The following is a 14,635-nucleotide window of genomic DNA, read 5'->3' on the forward strand; positions in this document are numbered from 1 at the left end:
TCGAGTGAGCGTGTATTTAACCCACGCCGATGTGACCCAAGCGGGACAGCAGGTGTTAACCATGTTTGGGCGGCGCGCTTTACTTTTTGGTAAGGAATGCGCATCATAGTGACTATATCGAAAGGGTTTTCAGTGTCTTCACCTGAAATCAGTGACCCTGCGGAGTTGCCGCTCCGCAGGGTCTTTCTTTGTCAAAGGTCTAGCGCCCTATCCAAAGACGGATGATTGCAAGAAGCAGCGTTGCTGCCGCCAAGGTAACCATCCATTTCCGAAAGGATTTTTCTGTCAGTGTCCTCACCTCCTTTCACTGCGAAGGATCGCAGTGACGGCATTCTGAGAGGTGCGGCTTAAAGGAAGTTTAAAATTTTCGGGAAAAGCCGGTTTAAGCCACCATCGCTTCGGCTTTCTTGAGGTCGACCGAGACCAATTGGCTGACGCCTTGTTCAGCCATCGTCACCCCGAACAAACGGTCCATCCGGCTCATCGTGACCGCGTGGTGGGTGATGATCAGGAAGCGGGTTTCGGTGCGGCGGCACATCTCGTCCAGCAGGTCACAGAAACGGCCCACGTTGGCATCGTCCAAAGGCGCGTCCACCTCGTCGAGTACACAGATTGGTGCGGGGTTCGCCAAGAACACGGCAAAGATCAGGGCCAGTGCGGTGAGCGTCTGTTCGCCCCCCGACAGAAGCGACAGGGTGGCCAGCTTCTTGCCTGGTGGCTGGCACATGATCTCAAGGCCCGCGTCCAGCGGATCGTCGCTTTCGACCATGACAAGATTGGCTTCGCCGCCGCCGAAGAGGTGCTTGAAGAGCATCGAGAAGTTGCTGTTCACCTGCTCGAAGGCGGTCAGCAGCCGTTCGCGCCCTTCGCGGTTCAGGCTGGCAATGCCATTGCGCAGGGTCTTGATGGCTTCTTCGAGGTCCTGCTTTTCCTTGAGCAGGCCGTCGTGCTCTTCCTCGACCTCTCGGGCATCTTCCTCGGCCCGCAGGTTGACAGCCCCCAGCGCGTCGCGTTGGCGTTTGAGGCGGTTCACATCCGCCTCGATGGCCTCTGACGCGGGCATTTTCTCGGGGTCGGCGCCCAACTGTTCAAGCAGGGAGTCGGGCGTGGTGTCCTGTTCCTCGGCAATACGTTCGGCGGCGTAATCGCGGGCTTCGCGGGCGGCATCGCTGCGCGCTTCGGATCGGGCGCGTGCCTCGCGGGCTTCGGATGCCGTGCGCTCGGACTCGCGCTCGGCGGCGACGGCCTCACGCGTGGTTCCTTCGGCGGCGGAAAGTTTGTCGGCGGCCTCGGCGCGGCGCGCCTCGGCCTTGTCGATCTCAAGGCCCAGTTCATCGCGGCGGGCGGCAAGTTCCTCGGGTTTGGCGCTGGCCTCGGTCAGTTCGTCCTCGGAGGCGGCCTTGCGTTCGGCCAGTTCGGCACTGCGCTTTTCGGCGGTTTCAAGGCGGTGGCGCCAGCCGCTGATTTCCTTGGTCACTTCCTGCGACCGGCGGGTGCGGGCCTCGCCCTCGCGGCGGGTTTCGTCATGGCCCGAGCGTTTGGCCATCATGGTCATCCGCGCGGCCTCGACCGTCATCTTGACGTCTTCCACATCGCTGCGCGCGGCCTCCAGATCCCCCAAGCCGTTCAACCCGGCCTCGGCCTCGGACAATTGTTTGCGGGCGGCAAGCGCTTCTTCCTCGTGGCGGGTGACGGCCAAGCCCATGGATTCCAGCTTGGACTGGGCAAGGTTGCGGTCGGCCTCGGCACGGCTCAGGGCGCGGTTGGCTTGGTTCAACTCGGCGTCGGCGGCGCGGCGAGCCTCGCGCGCGGCGCGGTCGGCCTCGGTCAATTCCGCCAGCTTGGCGCGCAGGGTGTCATGCGCCTGCACGGCGCCTTCGGCGCGGGCGGTGGCGCGGGCCAGTTCCTGCTTCAACTCTTCCAAACGGTTAAGCTGTTGCAGGCGCAGGGCGGCGGCGGAGGGCGCATCCTCGGCCCAAGCGCGGTAGCCGTCCCAGCGCCAGAGATCCCCCTCACGGGTGACCAGCCGCTGACCGGGTTTCAGAAGCGGTTGCAGGCGCGGGCCGTCGTCAGGGTCAACAAGCCCGATCTGCGACATGCGGCGCGACAGGACCTCGGGCACCGAGACATGCTGATTCAGGGCGGTCACGCCTTCGGGCAGGGTTTGCTCGGTCTGATAGCCGGGCAGCACCATCCAGCCCGACGGCCCGTCGCCGTCCACTTCGGGCGCGCGCAGGTCATCGGCCAGGGCCGCGCCCAGCGCCTTTTCAAAGCCTTGTTCCACCTGAAGACGGTCAAGGATCTGGCCGCCCTCGGCGGTGTCGCGGTCCACCAGCTTGGCCAGTGCCGTGACCTCGGCGGACAGGGTGTTGACCTCGCCCTCGGCCTCGGACCGTTCGGCACGGGCCGTGGTTTCGCGGGCCTGCGTTTCCGAGCGGGCCTCCTCGGCCCTGTTCAGGGCGTCTTCAGCGGCTTGCGCGGCCTCGACGGCGGCCGTCTCGGCGGCTTTCGCGGCGTCATGGTCGCGCCCCGCCTGATCGAGGGCATTCTGCGCCTGTTCGGCTGCCTGACGGGCGCGTGTCGCTTCCGCCTCGCTTTTCTCAAGGGTCTTGCGGCTGTCCGCGACAAGGCGCTGGGCCGATTGGTGGCGGGCGGCAAGGCGGGCCACGTCTTCGGTCAGTTCCGAAAGCTGCGTTTCGCGATCCTGCAAGACTTGGGCCGCCTCGCGCGCCGCTTCGGCGGCATTGGCCAGCTTCTCGTCGTGGCCTTCGCCCGCCTTGGCCAGTTCGCGGGCCTCCCATTCCAGCCGTTCGATGGTTTCGCCTGCGTCGCGGTTGAGGCCCGATTCACGTTCGATGTCGCGGCCCAACTGCTCGATCCGGTTTTGCAGCGTCTCGATACGGGCGCGGGCGTTTTCCTCCTGGTCGTTGAGGGTGTCGCGTTGCACCTGAAGGCGTTGCAGGACCGCGGCCGCAATCGCCTCTTCCTCGCGCAGGGGCGGCAGGGATTCTTCGGCCTTGGCGCGGGCCTTGACGGCTTCGCGTGCGGCGGCTTCGGCCTGTGACGCGGCAGTTGTACGCTCGCGCAATTCCTCTTCGGCCCGGGCGCGGGCCTCGTCGGCCTCTTTCCAACGCCGATACAGCAACAGCCCTTCGGCCTGCCGCAATTCCTCGCCAATGGCGCGGTAGCGGGCGGCCTGCTTGGCCTGGCGGGCCAGTTGCGCCAGTTGCCCGGCCAGTTGTTCGATCACGTCATCGACGCGGGCAAGGTTCTGCTCGGCCCCCTTCAGCTTCAATTCCGCTTCGTGGCGGCGTTGATAGAGGCCGGAAATCCCGGCGGCTTCCTCAAGGATGCGCCGCCGCGCCTTGGGCTTGGCGTTGATCAACTCGCTGATCTGCCCCTGCCGGACCAGCGCGGGGGAATGCGCCCCGGTGGAGGCATCGGCAAACAGCATCTGCACGTCGCGCGCCCGCACATCCTTGCCGTTCACCTTGTAGGCGCTGCCCACGTCGCGGGTGATGCGGCGGACGATCTCAAGCTGATCGTTGTCGTTGAACCCCGAGGGTGCCAGCCGGTCGGAATTGTCGATATGGATCGACACCTCGGCAAAGTTGCGCGCCGGTCGCGAGGAGGCCCCGGCAAAGATCACGTCCTCCATACCGCCGCCGCGCATCGCCTTGGGCCGGTTTTCCCCCATGACCCAGCGCAGCGCCTCAAGCAGGTTGGATTTGCCACAGCCGTTCGGCCCCACGACCCCCGTCAGCCCGTCGGCGATGAAAAGGTCAGTGGGGTCCACGAAGCTTTTGAAGCCTGTCAGTCTGAGTTTTGAAAACTGCAAGGGCACCTCGGGCGGCGTGATTCCGGTTAAAGGGAAATGTGACGGGCGGGTGGGCGGCCTGTCAATGCAGAACCCCTGTATATGGCGTTTGGGAGTGAGTTATCCACAAGATATGCGCGAAATTCCGAGCATTTGGCGCCTGACATGGGGGGGTCGAGTGATAAGCAAGACTCAAAGACGGGCCCTGTGCGTGGCCGATTCCCTGCCATTTGGTGCTAGTAGTGCAACACCGGACACATGGCGTGCGCGCAAAGCAACCCGTCGCAAATCGTCTTGACGGGTACGAGTGTGCCGGTCATACAAAATCACGTAAAGGTTCCCGAATGGGCGCAAAGCGCCTTGGGATGAATTGGGAATGACGTGCAGGTGGACCCAAACAGGGCGCCCAATCGTCAGCCGCCCCCGCGACTGTAAGCGGAGAGCCCCTGCCATTATGCCACTGGTCCATCCGGGCCGGGAAGGCGGCAGTCAGGCAACGACCCGCAAGCCAGGAGACCAGCCTTTGCATGTGAAACCAGACCCCTCGGGTGAGAGGTAAAAAGGAGAACTGACTATGACTGCATTGGCTCAAACCGCCGCCAAATCCACCATTCTGTCGATCGTCGCCGCCATGGGGCTGGGCATCGGAATCGTGACCATCGCTGGCCACGTCCAAGCGGCCACCCTGCATGACGCCGCCCACGACGTGCGTCACGCAACCGGCTTTCCCTGCCACTGAACCATGTTTCAGAAAATTCTGACCAGCGCGTTGTTCGCTGGATTCTGCGCGGGACTGCTTGCGGCCGCGTTGCAGTTCGTTTTCGTGCAGCCGGTTCTGCTTCATGCCGAACTCTACGAGGGCGGTGACCTGGTGCATTTCGGAGGGGAGGCCGTAAGTGCCACGCCCGAGTTGCCCGGGTTCAACCCGATGCGCGATGGCCTGAGCCTGCTGTTCTCGGCCCTGATCTACGTGGGCTATGGGCTTATCCTTGTGGGCGCCATGGCGCTTGCCGCCGAGCGTGGGGTGACGATCACCGCGCGCAGCGGCCTGATCTGGGGCCTCGCGGGGTTCATCGTGGTGCATTTCGCGCCCGCTGCCTCGTTGCCGCCCGAGGTTCCGGGCGTGGCTTATACAGATCTCACCCTGCGCCAGATCTGGTGGTGGGGGACGGTGATTGCCACGGCGGCGGGCCTTGGCCTGATCGCCTTCGGGCGCGGTTGGGGTGCATGGGGCGCGGCGGTGATCCTGCTGCTGGCGCCGCATGTCATCGGTGCGCCACACCCCGAGTCCTTCACCGGCCCCGTACCGCCGGAACTCGCTTCGCTGTTCGCCTCGCGGGCCTTGGCGGTGGGCATGGCGGCCTGGGCGATGCTGGGCCTTTTCGCCGGGCATTTCTGGGCCAGTGACGATAACGCACAAGCGTGACAAATACCCCCGGCGGTGCGCTGCCGGGGCCACTAAGGGGAACGAAATGCCACGCACCTTCATCTTCCTGTTGATCGGCCTGTTCTTCGGCACCGGCCTTGGCTTTCTGGTCGCCGCCAGTACCGGCGCGCAACTGGAAGGGCATGAACACACAGGCGACACCGCCCACGACCATGCCGCCCATGATCACGGTCAGGGCGATATATCGGGCCACGATCATTCAAAATTGACCGAGGCTGGCACGCCGACCCCGACACTGGCCCTGTCGATCCACCCCGATAGCGACCAAAGCCGCAACCTGCATATCGAAACCAGTAATTTCACTTTCGACCCCGCAGGCGTCAACGGCCCGCACGAACCCGGCCACGGCCACGCGCATATCTATATCAACGGGGTGAAACAGCCCCGCGCCTACAGCCCTTGGGCGCAATTGAACGCGCTGCCCATCGGCACCCATGAGGTGCGCGTCACCCTCAACGCCAATGATCACAGCCAACTGGCCATCGACGGTACTCCCATCGAGGCCACGACAACGATTGAAATCGAATGACGCCCTACGCCGGAACCCGCCCCAGAAGGCAAAAGCGCAACCGCCCGGCGGGCCGCGCATCCTCGATCCAGCCATCGGGGCTTTCGGCGTATATCCGGGCGAACGACAGCGTATCGGCCAAATCCCCCTCGGCCTCGACCCCGCCGAACAGATACGTGGCCTTGCCCGGCGCGCGAAAGGCCACCGATAGCGGATTGGCGCAATTCGACATGCAGGCATGCTCCTGCACCTCGAAATCCATGCCCCGCGCCGCAATTTCAGCGCGCAGCGCCTTGGCAAAGCCCGGCCCGCTGCCGCATTCACATGTTGAACAAACCACGATCCGGTGCATGACGCTGTCCTTTCCAAACGCGGAGTAAGACAGCGCCGCCGCCCACGCAAGCCTGAGAAGGAACCTGCCCATGCCTGCCAAGATCCCTGCCACCGTCGTCACCGGCTTTCTGGGTGCCGGGAAAACCACCCTCATTCGTCACATGCTGGAAAACGCGGGCGGCAAGCGCATCGCGCTCATTATCAATGAATTCGGTGATCTGGGCGTCGATGGCGGCATCCTCAAGGGCTGCGGCATCGAAGGCTGCGCCGAGGATGACGTGATGGAGCTTTCCAACGGTTGTATCTGCTGCACCGTGGCCGAGGATTTCGTGCCCACCATGCAAAAGCTGCTGGACCGCCCCGATGCCCCCGATCACATCGTGATCGAAACCTCCGGCCTCGCCCTGCCGCAACCCTTGGTGCGCGCCTTCAACTGGCCCGAGATTTCCACCCGGGTGACTGTCGATGGTGTCGTCACCGTGGTCGATGGCAAGGCCGTGGCCGAGGGCCGCTTTGCCCATGACGTGGCCGCCGTCGATGCACAGCGGGCGCAAGACGAGAACCTCGATCACGACACGCCGCTTTCGGAACTCTTTGCCGATCAGGTCGCCTGCGCCGACATGATCGTCGTGAACAAATCCGATCTGCTGGCCGGCGACGAGGCCGAAACTCTGGTGGGGCGGCTCAAATCCGACAGCCGCGATGGCGTGCAGGTGGTCAAATCCATCATGGGCGCGTTGCCCGTCGATGTCCTTCTGGGGCAGGGCATGGGGGCCGAGGCCGATATGGAGGCCCGGCACGAGGTGCACCACCACCATCATCACGACCATGATCATGATGATGATCACGACCACCACCACGATCACGACCATGACGCTTTCGAAAGTTTCGTCGTTACCCGCCCCGAGATTGCCGACCCGGCGGGGTTCGCCGCCCAAGTGGCCGATGTGATCCGCGCGCATGACATCCTGCGCCTCAAGGGGTTTGCGGCTGTCTCGGGTAAACCCATGCGCCTGACGTTGCAGGCCGTCGGCCCCCGCGTCGACAGCTACTTCGACCGCCCCTTCGCGGGCGATGAGTCGCGCGAAACCCGTTTGGTGGTCATCGGTCAATCCGGCCTCGACCGCGCGGCGATCGCGGCGGCGCTCTCTGCCTGATGCTGATCGTCGAGGCCGCCAACCCCCGTGATCCCGGCCCCCGCGCGGTGTTGGAGGCCAGTCATGCCCTGATGCGCGCCCTCTTCCCGCCCGAGGATAACTATTTCCTTGATCTCGACGCGCTCTGCGGTGACAGCATCCGCTTTTTCGCCGCCCGTCAGGGGGAAAAGACCCTGGGCACGGGCGCACTGGCGATCATGGAGGGGTATGGCGAGGTGAAATCCATGTTCACCACGCCCGAGGCCCGCGGAAAAGGCGTAGCCGCCGCCCTCCTGCGCGCGATCGAGGATGAGGCACGCGCCCTGAGCCTTCCCGCCCTGCGCCTAGAGACTGCCGAAGCGCTTGATAGCGCCATGCGCCTTTATGCCCGCCACGGGTTCACGCGGCGTGGTATTTTCGGCGACTACCGTCCGAACCAGACCAGTGTTTTCATGGAAAAGCCCTTGGTCTAGACCCCGCCCATATGCTTTTTCTTGGCAAAAATACCCAATGGCGCGCCGCGCGCCCCAAGCACAAGGCCCGATCCTGATGCACCTCCTCGCCGCTACCCCCGGGGCCATCGACGATGGCAGCGACGCCGTCGATCTGGGCCAAACGCCGTCTGACGTGATTTTCATTTCGGCGGCCGATACCGAGCTGGCCGCGCTCAGCGCCGCGCGCTCCGAAATGGACGCGCCCCCGGGCCTGCGGCTGGCCAATCTCACGCACCTCAACCACCCCATGTCGGTGGACCTGCACCTAGACGATTGCGCCACGAAATCGCGGCTGGTGGTGGCGCGGGTCTTGGGCGGCATGGGCTACTGGAAATACGGGGCCGAACAATACGCGGCCCGGTGCCATGAGGCCGGTGTTCCGCTGGCCCTCCTGCCCGGAGACGACAAACCCGATGCCGAATTGCGCGCGCTTTCTACCGTCTCGGACGAAGATTACGACGCGCTTTGGGCCTATCTCGTCGAAGGCGGGCCTGAGAACGCCACGAACTTCCTCGCCTACACCCGCGCCATGCTGGAGGGCGGTGAGACGCCCATGGGGGCCAGCCCCCTCTTGCGCGCCGGTGTCTACTGGCCCGGCGCAGGCGTGGCCGACCTCTCGGCGGCGCAAGAGGCATGGACCGCCGGTCAACCCGTCGTCCCCCTCATCTTCTACCGCGCGCTGGTGCAGGGCGCGGGCCTCAACCCGATCAACCGTCTGGTCAAATCACTGCTGCGGCAGGGCCTCAACCCGCTGCCCATCTTCGTGGCCTCGCTCAAGGATCCGGTCTCGACCGCCACGCTTGAGCATCTCTTCACCGCCGCCCCGCCTTCGGTGATCCTCAACTGCACCTCCTTCGCCGTCGGCTCCCCCCACCAAGGCGAGGACAGCCCCGAAAATCCCCTCACCATGGCCGCCGCCCAAGCGGCCCCCATCTTTCAAGTGGTCCTCGCCGGGTCATCCGAGGAAGCATGGGCCGAGGGCCTCACCGGCCTCTCGGCCCGCGACATCGCCATGAACGTGGCCTTGCCCGAGGTCGATGGCCGCATCCTGTCGCGTGCCATCAGCTTCAAGGGCGAAGCCTTCTTCGACGAGGCCACCGAATGCCCCATCGCCACCTACCGCGCCCAAGGCGACCGGGTGGAGTTCGTCGCGCAACTCGCCGCCAACTGGGCCAAACTCCGCGCCACGCCGGAACCCAACCGCAAGGTGGCGCTGGTGCTGGCCAACTACCCCAACAAGGATGGCCGCCTTGCCAATGGCGTGGGTCTCGACACCCCCGCTGGCACGGTCCATGCCCTGACCCTGCTGCAAGAGGCGGGCTATGACATTCGCAATGCCCCGCAGGACAGCGACGCGCTGATGCAGGCGGTCATGGCCGGGCCGACCAATTGGCTCACCGATCGCGCCGTGCGGCAGGGGGGCGTGCGCCTGTCGATGGCCGATTACCAGATCGACTATGGGCAGCTGCCCTGGGAAATGCGGGAGGCGATGGAACGCCGCTGGGGCCCGCCCGAGGCCGATCCGTTCTATTGCCCCGGAGAGGTGGATTGCGGGCATTTCGCCCTGTCCGTTCTGGAATTCGGCAAGGTGGTCGTCGGCATCCAACCGGCGCGCGGCTATAACATCGACCCGACCGATACCTACCATTCCCCCGATCTGGTGCCGCCGCATAACTACCTGGCCTTCTATTTCTGGCTGCGGCACCAGTTCCGGGCGCAGGCCATCGTGCACATGGGCAAGCACGGCAACCTCGAATGGTTGCCGGGCAAGGCGCTGGCCCTGTCGCAAGAGTGCTGGCCCGAGGCGGTGTTCGGCCCCATGCCGCATGTCTATCCCTTCATCGTCAACGACCCGGGCGAAGGCACACAGGCCAAGCGACGCGCGCAGGCGGTGATCATCGATCACCTGACCCCGCCGCTCACCCGTGCCGAAACCTACGGGCCGATGAAAGACCTCGAAGCGCTGGTTGATGAATATTACGAGGCCGCCGGCGTCGATCCCCGGCGGATCGATCATTTGCGCCGCGAAATCCTTTCGCTCACCTCGGCCACTGGGCTGGACAAAGACGCTGGCCTGTCCGGTGAGGACGAGGAGACCGACCTTGCCAAGCTCGACGCCTACCTGTGCGAGCTGAAAGAGGCGCAAATCCGCGACGGGTTGCACATCTTCGGCCAATCGCCCAAGGGCGTGCAGGAACGCGACCTGCTGCAAGCCCTCCTGCGTGTGCCGCGCGGGCAGGGGCAGGGCGGCGATGCCTCGATCATCCGCGCGCTGGCCGAGGATCTGGGCCTTGGCTTCGACCCCTTGGATTGCGATATGGCCGCCCCTTGGACGGGGCCAACGCCCGAGGTGCTGCAAGCCGTCAATGACAGCCCATGGCGCAGCCATGGCGACACCGTCGAACGGCTTGAAGAGCTGGCCGCGCGGTTTTTGAGCGGCGAAGAGGGCCCGCCCGGTACGCAAAGCCGCGCCGTGCTGGACCATGCCGAGGATACCGTGCGCCCCACGCTTCGTGCCTGCGGACCGGACGAGGGCCGGGGGCTTCTCACCGCCCTTTCGGGCCGGTTCGTCGCCCCCACCCCGTCGGGCGCGCCCACCCGTGGGCGGCTGGATACCCTGCCCACCGGGCGCAACTTCTTTTCCGTCGATAGCCGCGCGGTGCCCACCCCCACTGCTTGGGCGCTGGGCTGGAAATCGGCCAACCTGCTGATTGAAAAGCACCTGCAAACCCATGGCGATTGGCCGCGCACCATGCTTCTGACCGCTTGGGGCACCGCCAACATGCGCACCGGCGGCGATGACATCGCACAGGCCATGGCGCTGATGGGCGTCAAACCCAAGTGGGACACGGCCAACCGCCGCGTGACGGGGTTTGAAATCCTGCCCCAAGGGGTGCTGGGCCGCCCTCGTGTGGATGTTACCCTGCGCATCTCGGGCTTTTTCCGCGATGCCTTCCCACAGCTTATTTCGCTGTTCGACAGCGCCGCGCGCGCCGTGCAGGTGCTGGATGAACCCGAAGACCTCAACCCCGCCGCTGCCCGTGCACAGGCGGATGGCGCCACGCCGCGCGTCTATGGCGCGAAACCGGGGGCGTACGGAGCCGGGCTTCAGGCGATGATCGACGAACGCCTTTGGGCCGATAAATCCGATCTCGCCGAGGCGTATCTGACATGGGGCAGCTACGCCTATGGCGCGGGCGACGAAGGCCGCGCCGACCGGACAGGGTTTGAAACCCGCCTGCGCCAGACCGAGGCGATTGTTCAGAACCAGGACAACCGCGAACACGACCTGCTGGATTCGGACGATTACTATCAATTCGAAGGCGGGGCCGCGGCGGCGGTCAGTACCCTGCAAGGTCAGGACCGCCCGATCTATCACAACGACCATTCCCGCCCCGAACGCCCGGTCATCCGCAGCTTGGAGGATGAGATCGGCCGCGTCGTGCGCTCCCGCGTGGTGAACCCAAAGTGGATCGACGGGGTCAAGCGCCACGGCTACAAGGGGGCGTTCGAGATGGCGGCAACCGTCGATTATCTTTTTGCCTTCGCTGCCACCACGGGCGCGGTGCGTAGCCATCATTTCGATATGGTCGAAGCGGCATTCCTTGAGGATGACGACACCCGCGACTTCATCGCCGAACACAACGCCCCCGCCCTGAGCGAGATGGCCGAACGTCTGCAAGAGGCGATTGACCGGGGGCTCTGGATGCCGCGCTCCAACTCTGCCCGCGCGCGGATCGCGGCGGCAAGGGCGGGCGCAACAAGGCCCTGATCACGGGACGGGGCGACACTCCAAGGCGCCATAGCCCGTGTCCACTTCATAGGCCTCGCATTCCAGTTCGAGGGGGAAACGCGGCGCGGGCGGCGGGCCGTCGCCACAATCCAGCCGCGCGCGCATCATCGCCTGATCGCCGGTCAGCTTCGCCACCCGGCAGCCGCTGACCGCTTCGATGGCCGCCACGCCCTGCGGTGCGATGGCCGCCATGCGCGGCGCCCACTGTGCATTCGTGCGGATCGCTTCGGCCCGCAGTCCCTTTATCCGGATATCGAAATCGCTCCCGCCCACGCTGATACGATGGGCGGGAATGCCGCGAAAGGCCGGGCTGGGTGTGTCACAGCCCGCGAGAAGGGCGAGCATGGGGAACAGCAAGATGCGCATGGCCCAATTTGCGCATCTTGTGGTTAACAAACTCTTAGGGCCGGGGGACGGCATGTCTGTTTGTCGAAATTTACGAACCGCATGTACGTTCTGTACAGAACGCACCGTGCGGGTTGTTCACCTTGGGGGGTATCGGTCAATAAAACCGATGCGATGCCGACGGAATACCGACGTGATGCCGATAGGGGCATTCGTTGTTAACCAAGGTGTTAGCCGCGATTCGCGCGGTTACCGCAGTTGCAGGTCGGCATACTGCCCCGTACCTTGGTCCGAAATGAATCGCAGAGTCCGCCCCTGCACCTTCACCGCCTGACAATTCGGGCCAAGGTCCATCTGACCCCAATACAAATCACGGCAAAAATATCCCGATTTCCAGCGCCATGCGCCCGTCACATCCCGGCCGAAGGCCCGACCCTTGATCCGTCCGTCGCGCGTGACGTCCAGCTTGATACCGAAGCGGGTCAGCTCCCGACCGTCCACGAGGGATAAAAACGTCCTCTTATCAGAGACTTGGTTAAACCCTTCTGCCCCTGCCGGGGTGGCCAATCCAAGCGCCACGGCCAATGTCGCAACATATCTCATGGGTCATGCTCCTGTGGCAGTACACCAAGGATACGCGCGCGACCGGCAGCCGGATTAGTTTTCGCTCAACCCCAGAACATCCAGCATATCGTATTCACCGGGCCCCCGCCCTTGCCCCCAAAGCGCGGCCTTCAGGGCACCGCGGGCAAAAACCGCCCGGTCGCTGGCCACATGCCGAAGGGTGATCCGTTCCCCCGTGGCGGCAAACAGAACATCATGCTCGCCCACGATGTCGCCACCCCGGATGGCATGGAACCCGATATGCCCCCGCTCGCGTTTGCCGGTGATCCCGTCGCGGCCCCGGTCCGAGACGGTGTCAAGGTCCACACCGCGCCCATCGGCGGCGGCCTGGCCCAGCATCAGGGCCGTGCCCGAGGGGGCATCGACCTTCTGATTGTGGTGGGCCTCGATCACCTCGATGTCGAAATCCTCATCGAGGGCCGCCGCCACCTTTTTCGTCAATTGAACCAACAGGTTGACGCCCAAGCTCATGTTGCCGGCACGCACCACCACGGCATGGCGCGCGGCGGCCTTGACCTTGGAAAGGTCGTCCTCGCTCATGCCAGTGGTGCCGATGACATGCACACAGCGCGCCTGCGCCGCGATGCCTGCGAATTCCACTGTTGCCGCGGGGGCGGTGAAGTCAATCACCGCATGGGCATTTGCGAAAGCCTCCAGCGCATCGTCAGTGACGCTGACACCCAAAGCGGCGCCACCCATGGCCTCGCCCACGTCGCGCCCGATCCAATCGTGGCCCTTGCGTTCCAACGCACCGACCAGCCGCGCCCGGCCACTTTCCGCGATGGTGCGGATCAACATCTGTCCCATCCGCCCCGAGGCGCCCGTTACAACGATACCCGGCAGGTCTGTCATCGCGTCTGTCTCCCGTTCCAGTTCCGCCTTGCATAACCCGCACCGGCGCGATTGGCAAAGCCGCTTTCGCGGGCAATCCCCCGCCGATCATCGCTTGGCAAACGGGGCCCAAGCCATTAGATGCGAGACATGGCAAAGAACAAGTTCCACGACGGGCCCGGCCCCTCCCAACGGCAACTGCGCGTCGGCGAGTTGATCCGCCGGACCCTGTCCGAGGTACTGATGCGTGGCGATATCCACGATCCCGACCTCAACCGCATGTCGGTGACGGTGGGCGAGGTCCGCACCTCCCCCGACCTCAAGATCGCGACCGCCTATGTGCTGCCCCTGGGCGGAGAAGGGCAGGACGATCTGATCGATCTTCTGGCCCGCAACAAAAACGAACTGCGCCGCCTTATCGGCAAGAAGCTCGACCTGAAATATGCCCCCGACCTGCGCTTTCGCCTCGACACCACCTTCGACCAGATGGACGAAACCCGCCGTCTGTTTTCGCAAGAAAAAGTCCGCCGGGATGTCGAGGGCTAAGCGCCTTTTCCGGGCCGCTGTCATGCTGATTGGGGTGGGAAGCCCGGCATTTGCCGTGGAGTGCGCCACGATGGAGCATGTCGGCGCGGGTTATACCGTTTGCAAGGTCGACACCACGCAGGAGGCGATCCGGCTTTTCCTCCGGGACCCGGAGACCGGAAAACCGCTCGGCAGCTTCGATAATGTCGAACGCCTCGTCAGGGCGCGGGGCGAAACCCTGAGCTTCGCGATGAACGCGGGCATGTACCATCAGGATCGTTCGCCCGTGGGGCATTACCTTGAAAAGGGGCAAGAGGTGCGCGGCGTGATCACCACCGAAGGGCCGGGCAACTTCGGCCTTTTGCCTAACGGGGTTTTCTGCATCGCCAAGGATGGCGCGCAGGTTTACGAGACCAAACGCTACGTGGACGAAAGCCCGGCTTGTACCTATGCCACGCAATCCGGCCCGATGCTGGTGATCGATGGCGCGCTGCACCCCCGTTTCCTCAAGGACAGCGACAGCCGCTATATCCGGAATGGCGTCGGCACATCCGCCGATGGCAAGACCGTCTATTTCGTCATTTCCGAAGAGCCGGTGAATTTCCACGCCTTTGGCACCTTGTTCCGCGATGTCCTCAAGGTGCCGCAGGCGCTCTATTTCGATGGCAACATCTCGCGGCTCTACGTGCCGGGCCTGAACCGCCATGACATGGGGTTTCCCATGGGGCCGATTGTCGGGGTTACCCGCCCCACCGAGTGATCCTTGCGCGCGTGAATTGACA

13 protein-coding genes and 1 riboswitch are annotated in these 14,635 nt (G+C 64.5%); of the genes, 8 read left to right on the forward strand and 5 right to left on the reverse strand.

What is annotated here, in order from left to right; translation table 11 throughout:
• Positions 1–382: 382 nt before the first annotated feature.
• Positions 383–3,838 (reverse strand): chromosome segregation protein SMC, encoded by a 3,456-nt coding sequence (gene smc, locus FDP25_RS10625; protein ID WP_154151514.1) that lies wholly within the window; start codon positions 3,836–3,838, stop codon positions 383–385.
• A gap of 296 nt (positions 3,839–4,134) precedes the next feature.
• Positions 4,135–4,356: riboswitch (cobalamin riboswitch) on the forward strand.
• A gap of 35 nt (positions 4,357–4,391) precedes the next feature.
• Between smc and FDP25_RS10630 the strand changes: the two genes are divergently transcribed.
• From FDP25_RS10630 to FDP25_RS10640, 3 genes are read left to right on the forward strand one after another with little or no spacing between them, the layout of a single operon-like run.
• Complete coding sequence (locus FDP25_RS10630) at positions 4,392–4,556, forward strand: CbtB domain-containing protein (protein WP_154151517.1); 165 nt, start codon at positions 4,392–4,394, stop codon at positions 4,554–4,556.
• Between the two features lie 3 nt (positions 4,557–4,559).
• Positions 4,560–5,243, forward strand: coding sequence for a CbtA family protein (locus FDP25_RS10635; RefSeq protein WP_154151518.1), 684 nt, complete (start codon positions 4,560–4,562; stop codon positions 5,241–5,243).
• A gap of 46 nt (positions 5,244–5,289) precedes the next feature.
• Positions 5,290–5,793, forward strand: a complete 504-nt coding sequence (locus tag FDP25_RS10640) for a hypothetical protein (RefSeq protein ID WP_154151520.1) — start codon at positions 5,290–5,292, stop codon at positions 5,791–5,793.
• 4 nt (positions 5,794–5,797) lie between these two features.
• Here the strand turns inward: FDP25_RS10640 and FDP25_RS10645 are convergent, their stop codons facing one another.
• A complete protein-coding gene (locus tag FDP25_RS10645; protein WP_154151522.1) occupies positions 5,798–6,124 on the reverse strand; it encodes a DUF1636 family protein in 327 nt (108 codons plus the stop codon).
• Between the two features lie 70 nt (positions 6,125–6,194).
• Between FDP25_RS10645 and cobW the strand changes: the two genes are divergently transcribed.
• The 3 genes from cobW (at position 6,195) to cobN (ending at position 11,507) form a co-directional block, all read left to right on the forward strand.
• Positions 6,195–7,262, forward strand: coding sequence for a cobalamin biosynthesis protein CobW (cobW, locus tag FDP25_RS10650; RefSeq protein ID WP_154151524.1), 1,068 nt, complete (start codon positions 6,195–6,197; stop codon positions 7,260–7,262).
• A complete protein-coding gene (locus FDP25_RS10655) occupies positions 7,262–7,714 on the forward strand; it encodes a GNAT family N-acetyltransferase (protein WP_154151526.1) in 453 nt (150 codons plus the stop codon). The genes cobW and FDP25_RS10655 overlap by 1 nt, the downstream gene beginning before the upstream one ends.
• A 76-nt stretch (positions 7,715–7,790) precedes the next feature.
• The gene (cobN, locus tag FDP25_RS10660; protein WP_154151528.1) at positions 7,791–11,507 is read left to right on the forward strand and encodes a cobaltochelatase subunit CobN; all 3,717 of its coding nucleotides are present in this window, start codon (positions 7,791–7,793) and stop codon (positions 11,505–11,507) included.
• Here cobN and FDP25_RS10665 read toward each other — a convergent pair whose 3' ends face one another.
• The 3 genes from FDP25_RS10665 to dapB form a co-directional block, all read right to left on the reverse strand.
• Entirely contained in the window at positions 11,508–11,894 is a 387-nt protein-coding gene (locus tag FDP25_RS10665; RefSeq protein ID WP_246175819.1) for a hypothetical protein, read from the reverse strand. It lies immediately after the preceding gene.
• Positions 11,895–12,122: 228 nt separating this feature from the next.
• On the reverse strand, positions 12,123–12,476 hold the full coding sequence (locus FDP25_RS10670; protein WP_154151532.1) for a dihydrodipicolinate reductase: 354 nt from the start codon (positions 12,474–12,476) through the stop codon (positions 12,123–12,125).
• Between the two features lie 54 nt (positions 12,477–12,530).
• Positions 12,531–13,349 (reverse strand): 4-hydroxy-tetrahydrodipicolinate reductase, encoded by an 819-nt coding sequence (gene dapB, locus FDP25_RS10675; RefSeq protein ID WP_154151536.1) that lies wholly within the window; start codon positions 13,347–13,349, stop codon positions 12,531–12,533.
• 129 nt (positions 13,350–13,478) lie between these two features.
• Between dapB and rbfA the strand changes: the two genes are divergently transcribed.
• A complete protein-coding gene (gene rbfA, locus FDP25_RS10680) occupies positions 13,479–13,874 on the forward strand; it encodes a 30S ribosome-binding factor RbfA (protein WP_154151539.1) in 396 nt (131 codons plus the stop codon).
• A gap of 22 nt (positions 13,875–13,896) precedes the next feature.
• Entirely contained in the window at positions 13,897–14,613 is a 717-nt protein-coding gene (locus FDP25_RS10685; RefSeq protein ID WP_154151540.1) for a phosphodiester glycosidase family protein, read from the forward strand.
• Positions 14,614–14,635: the final 22 nt, after the last annotated feature.

This window comes from Roseovarius bejariae (genome assembly GCF_009669325.1).
Lineage (GTDB): Bacteria > Pseudomonadota > Alphaproteobacteria > Rhodobacterales > Rhodobacteraceae > Roseovarius > Roseovarius bejariae.

What these genes read in the sequence shown, in the direction of transcription:
- FDP25_RS10630 (WP_154151517.1), top strand. Translation starts at nt 4,392, where the DNA reads ATGACTGCATTGGCTCAAACCGCCGCCAAATCCACCATTCTGTCGATC.
- FDP25_RS10635 (WP_154151518.1), top strand. Translation starts at nt 4,560, where the DNA reads ATGTTTCAGAAAATTCTGACCAGCGCGTTGTTCGCTGGATTCTGCGCG.
- FDP25_RS10640 (WP_154151520.1), top strand. Translation starts at nt 5,290, where the DNA reads ATGCCACGCACCTTCATCTTCCTGTTGATCGGCCTGTTCTTCGGCACC.
- FDP25_RS10645 (WP_154151522.1), bottom strand. Translation starts at nt 6,124, where the DNA reads ATGCACCGGATCGTGGTTTGTTCAACATGTGAATGCGGCAGCGGGCCG.
- cobW (WP_154151524.1), top strand. Translation starts at nt 6,195, where the DNA reads ATGCCTGCCAAGATCCCTGCCACCGTCGTCACCGGCTTTCTGGGTGCC.
- FDP25_RS10655 (WP_154151526.1), top strand. Translation starts at nt 7,262, where the DNA reads ATGCTGATCGTCGAGGCCGCCAACCCCCGTGATCCCGGCCCCCGCGCG.
- cobN (WP_154151528.1), top strand. Translation starts at nt 7,791, where the DNA reads ATGCACCTCCTCGCCGCTACCCCCGGGGCCATCGACGATGGCAGCGAC.
- FDP25_RS10665 (WP_246175819.1), bottom strand. Translation starts at nt 11,894, where the DNA reads ATGCGCATCTTGCTGTTCCCCATGCTCGCCCTTCTCGCGGGCTGTGAC.
- FDP25_RS10670 (WP_154151532.1), bottom strand. Translation starts at nt 12,476, where the DNA reads ATGAGATATGTTGCGACATTGGCCGTGGCGCTTGGATTGGCCACCCCG.
- dapB (WP_154151536.1), bottom strand. Translation starts at nt 13,349, where the DNA reads ATGACAGACCTGCCGGGTATCGTTGTAACGGGCGCCTCGGGGCGGATG.
- rbfA (WP_154151539.1), top strand. Translation starts at nt 13,479, where the DNA reads ATGGCAAAGAACAAGTTCCACGACGGGCCCGGCCCCTCCCAACGGCAA.
- FDP25_RS10685 (WP_154151540.1), top strand. Translation starts at nt 13,897, where the DNA reads ATGCTGATTGGGGTGGGAAGCCCGGCATTTGCCGTGGAGTGCGCCACG.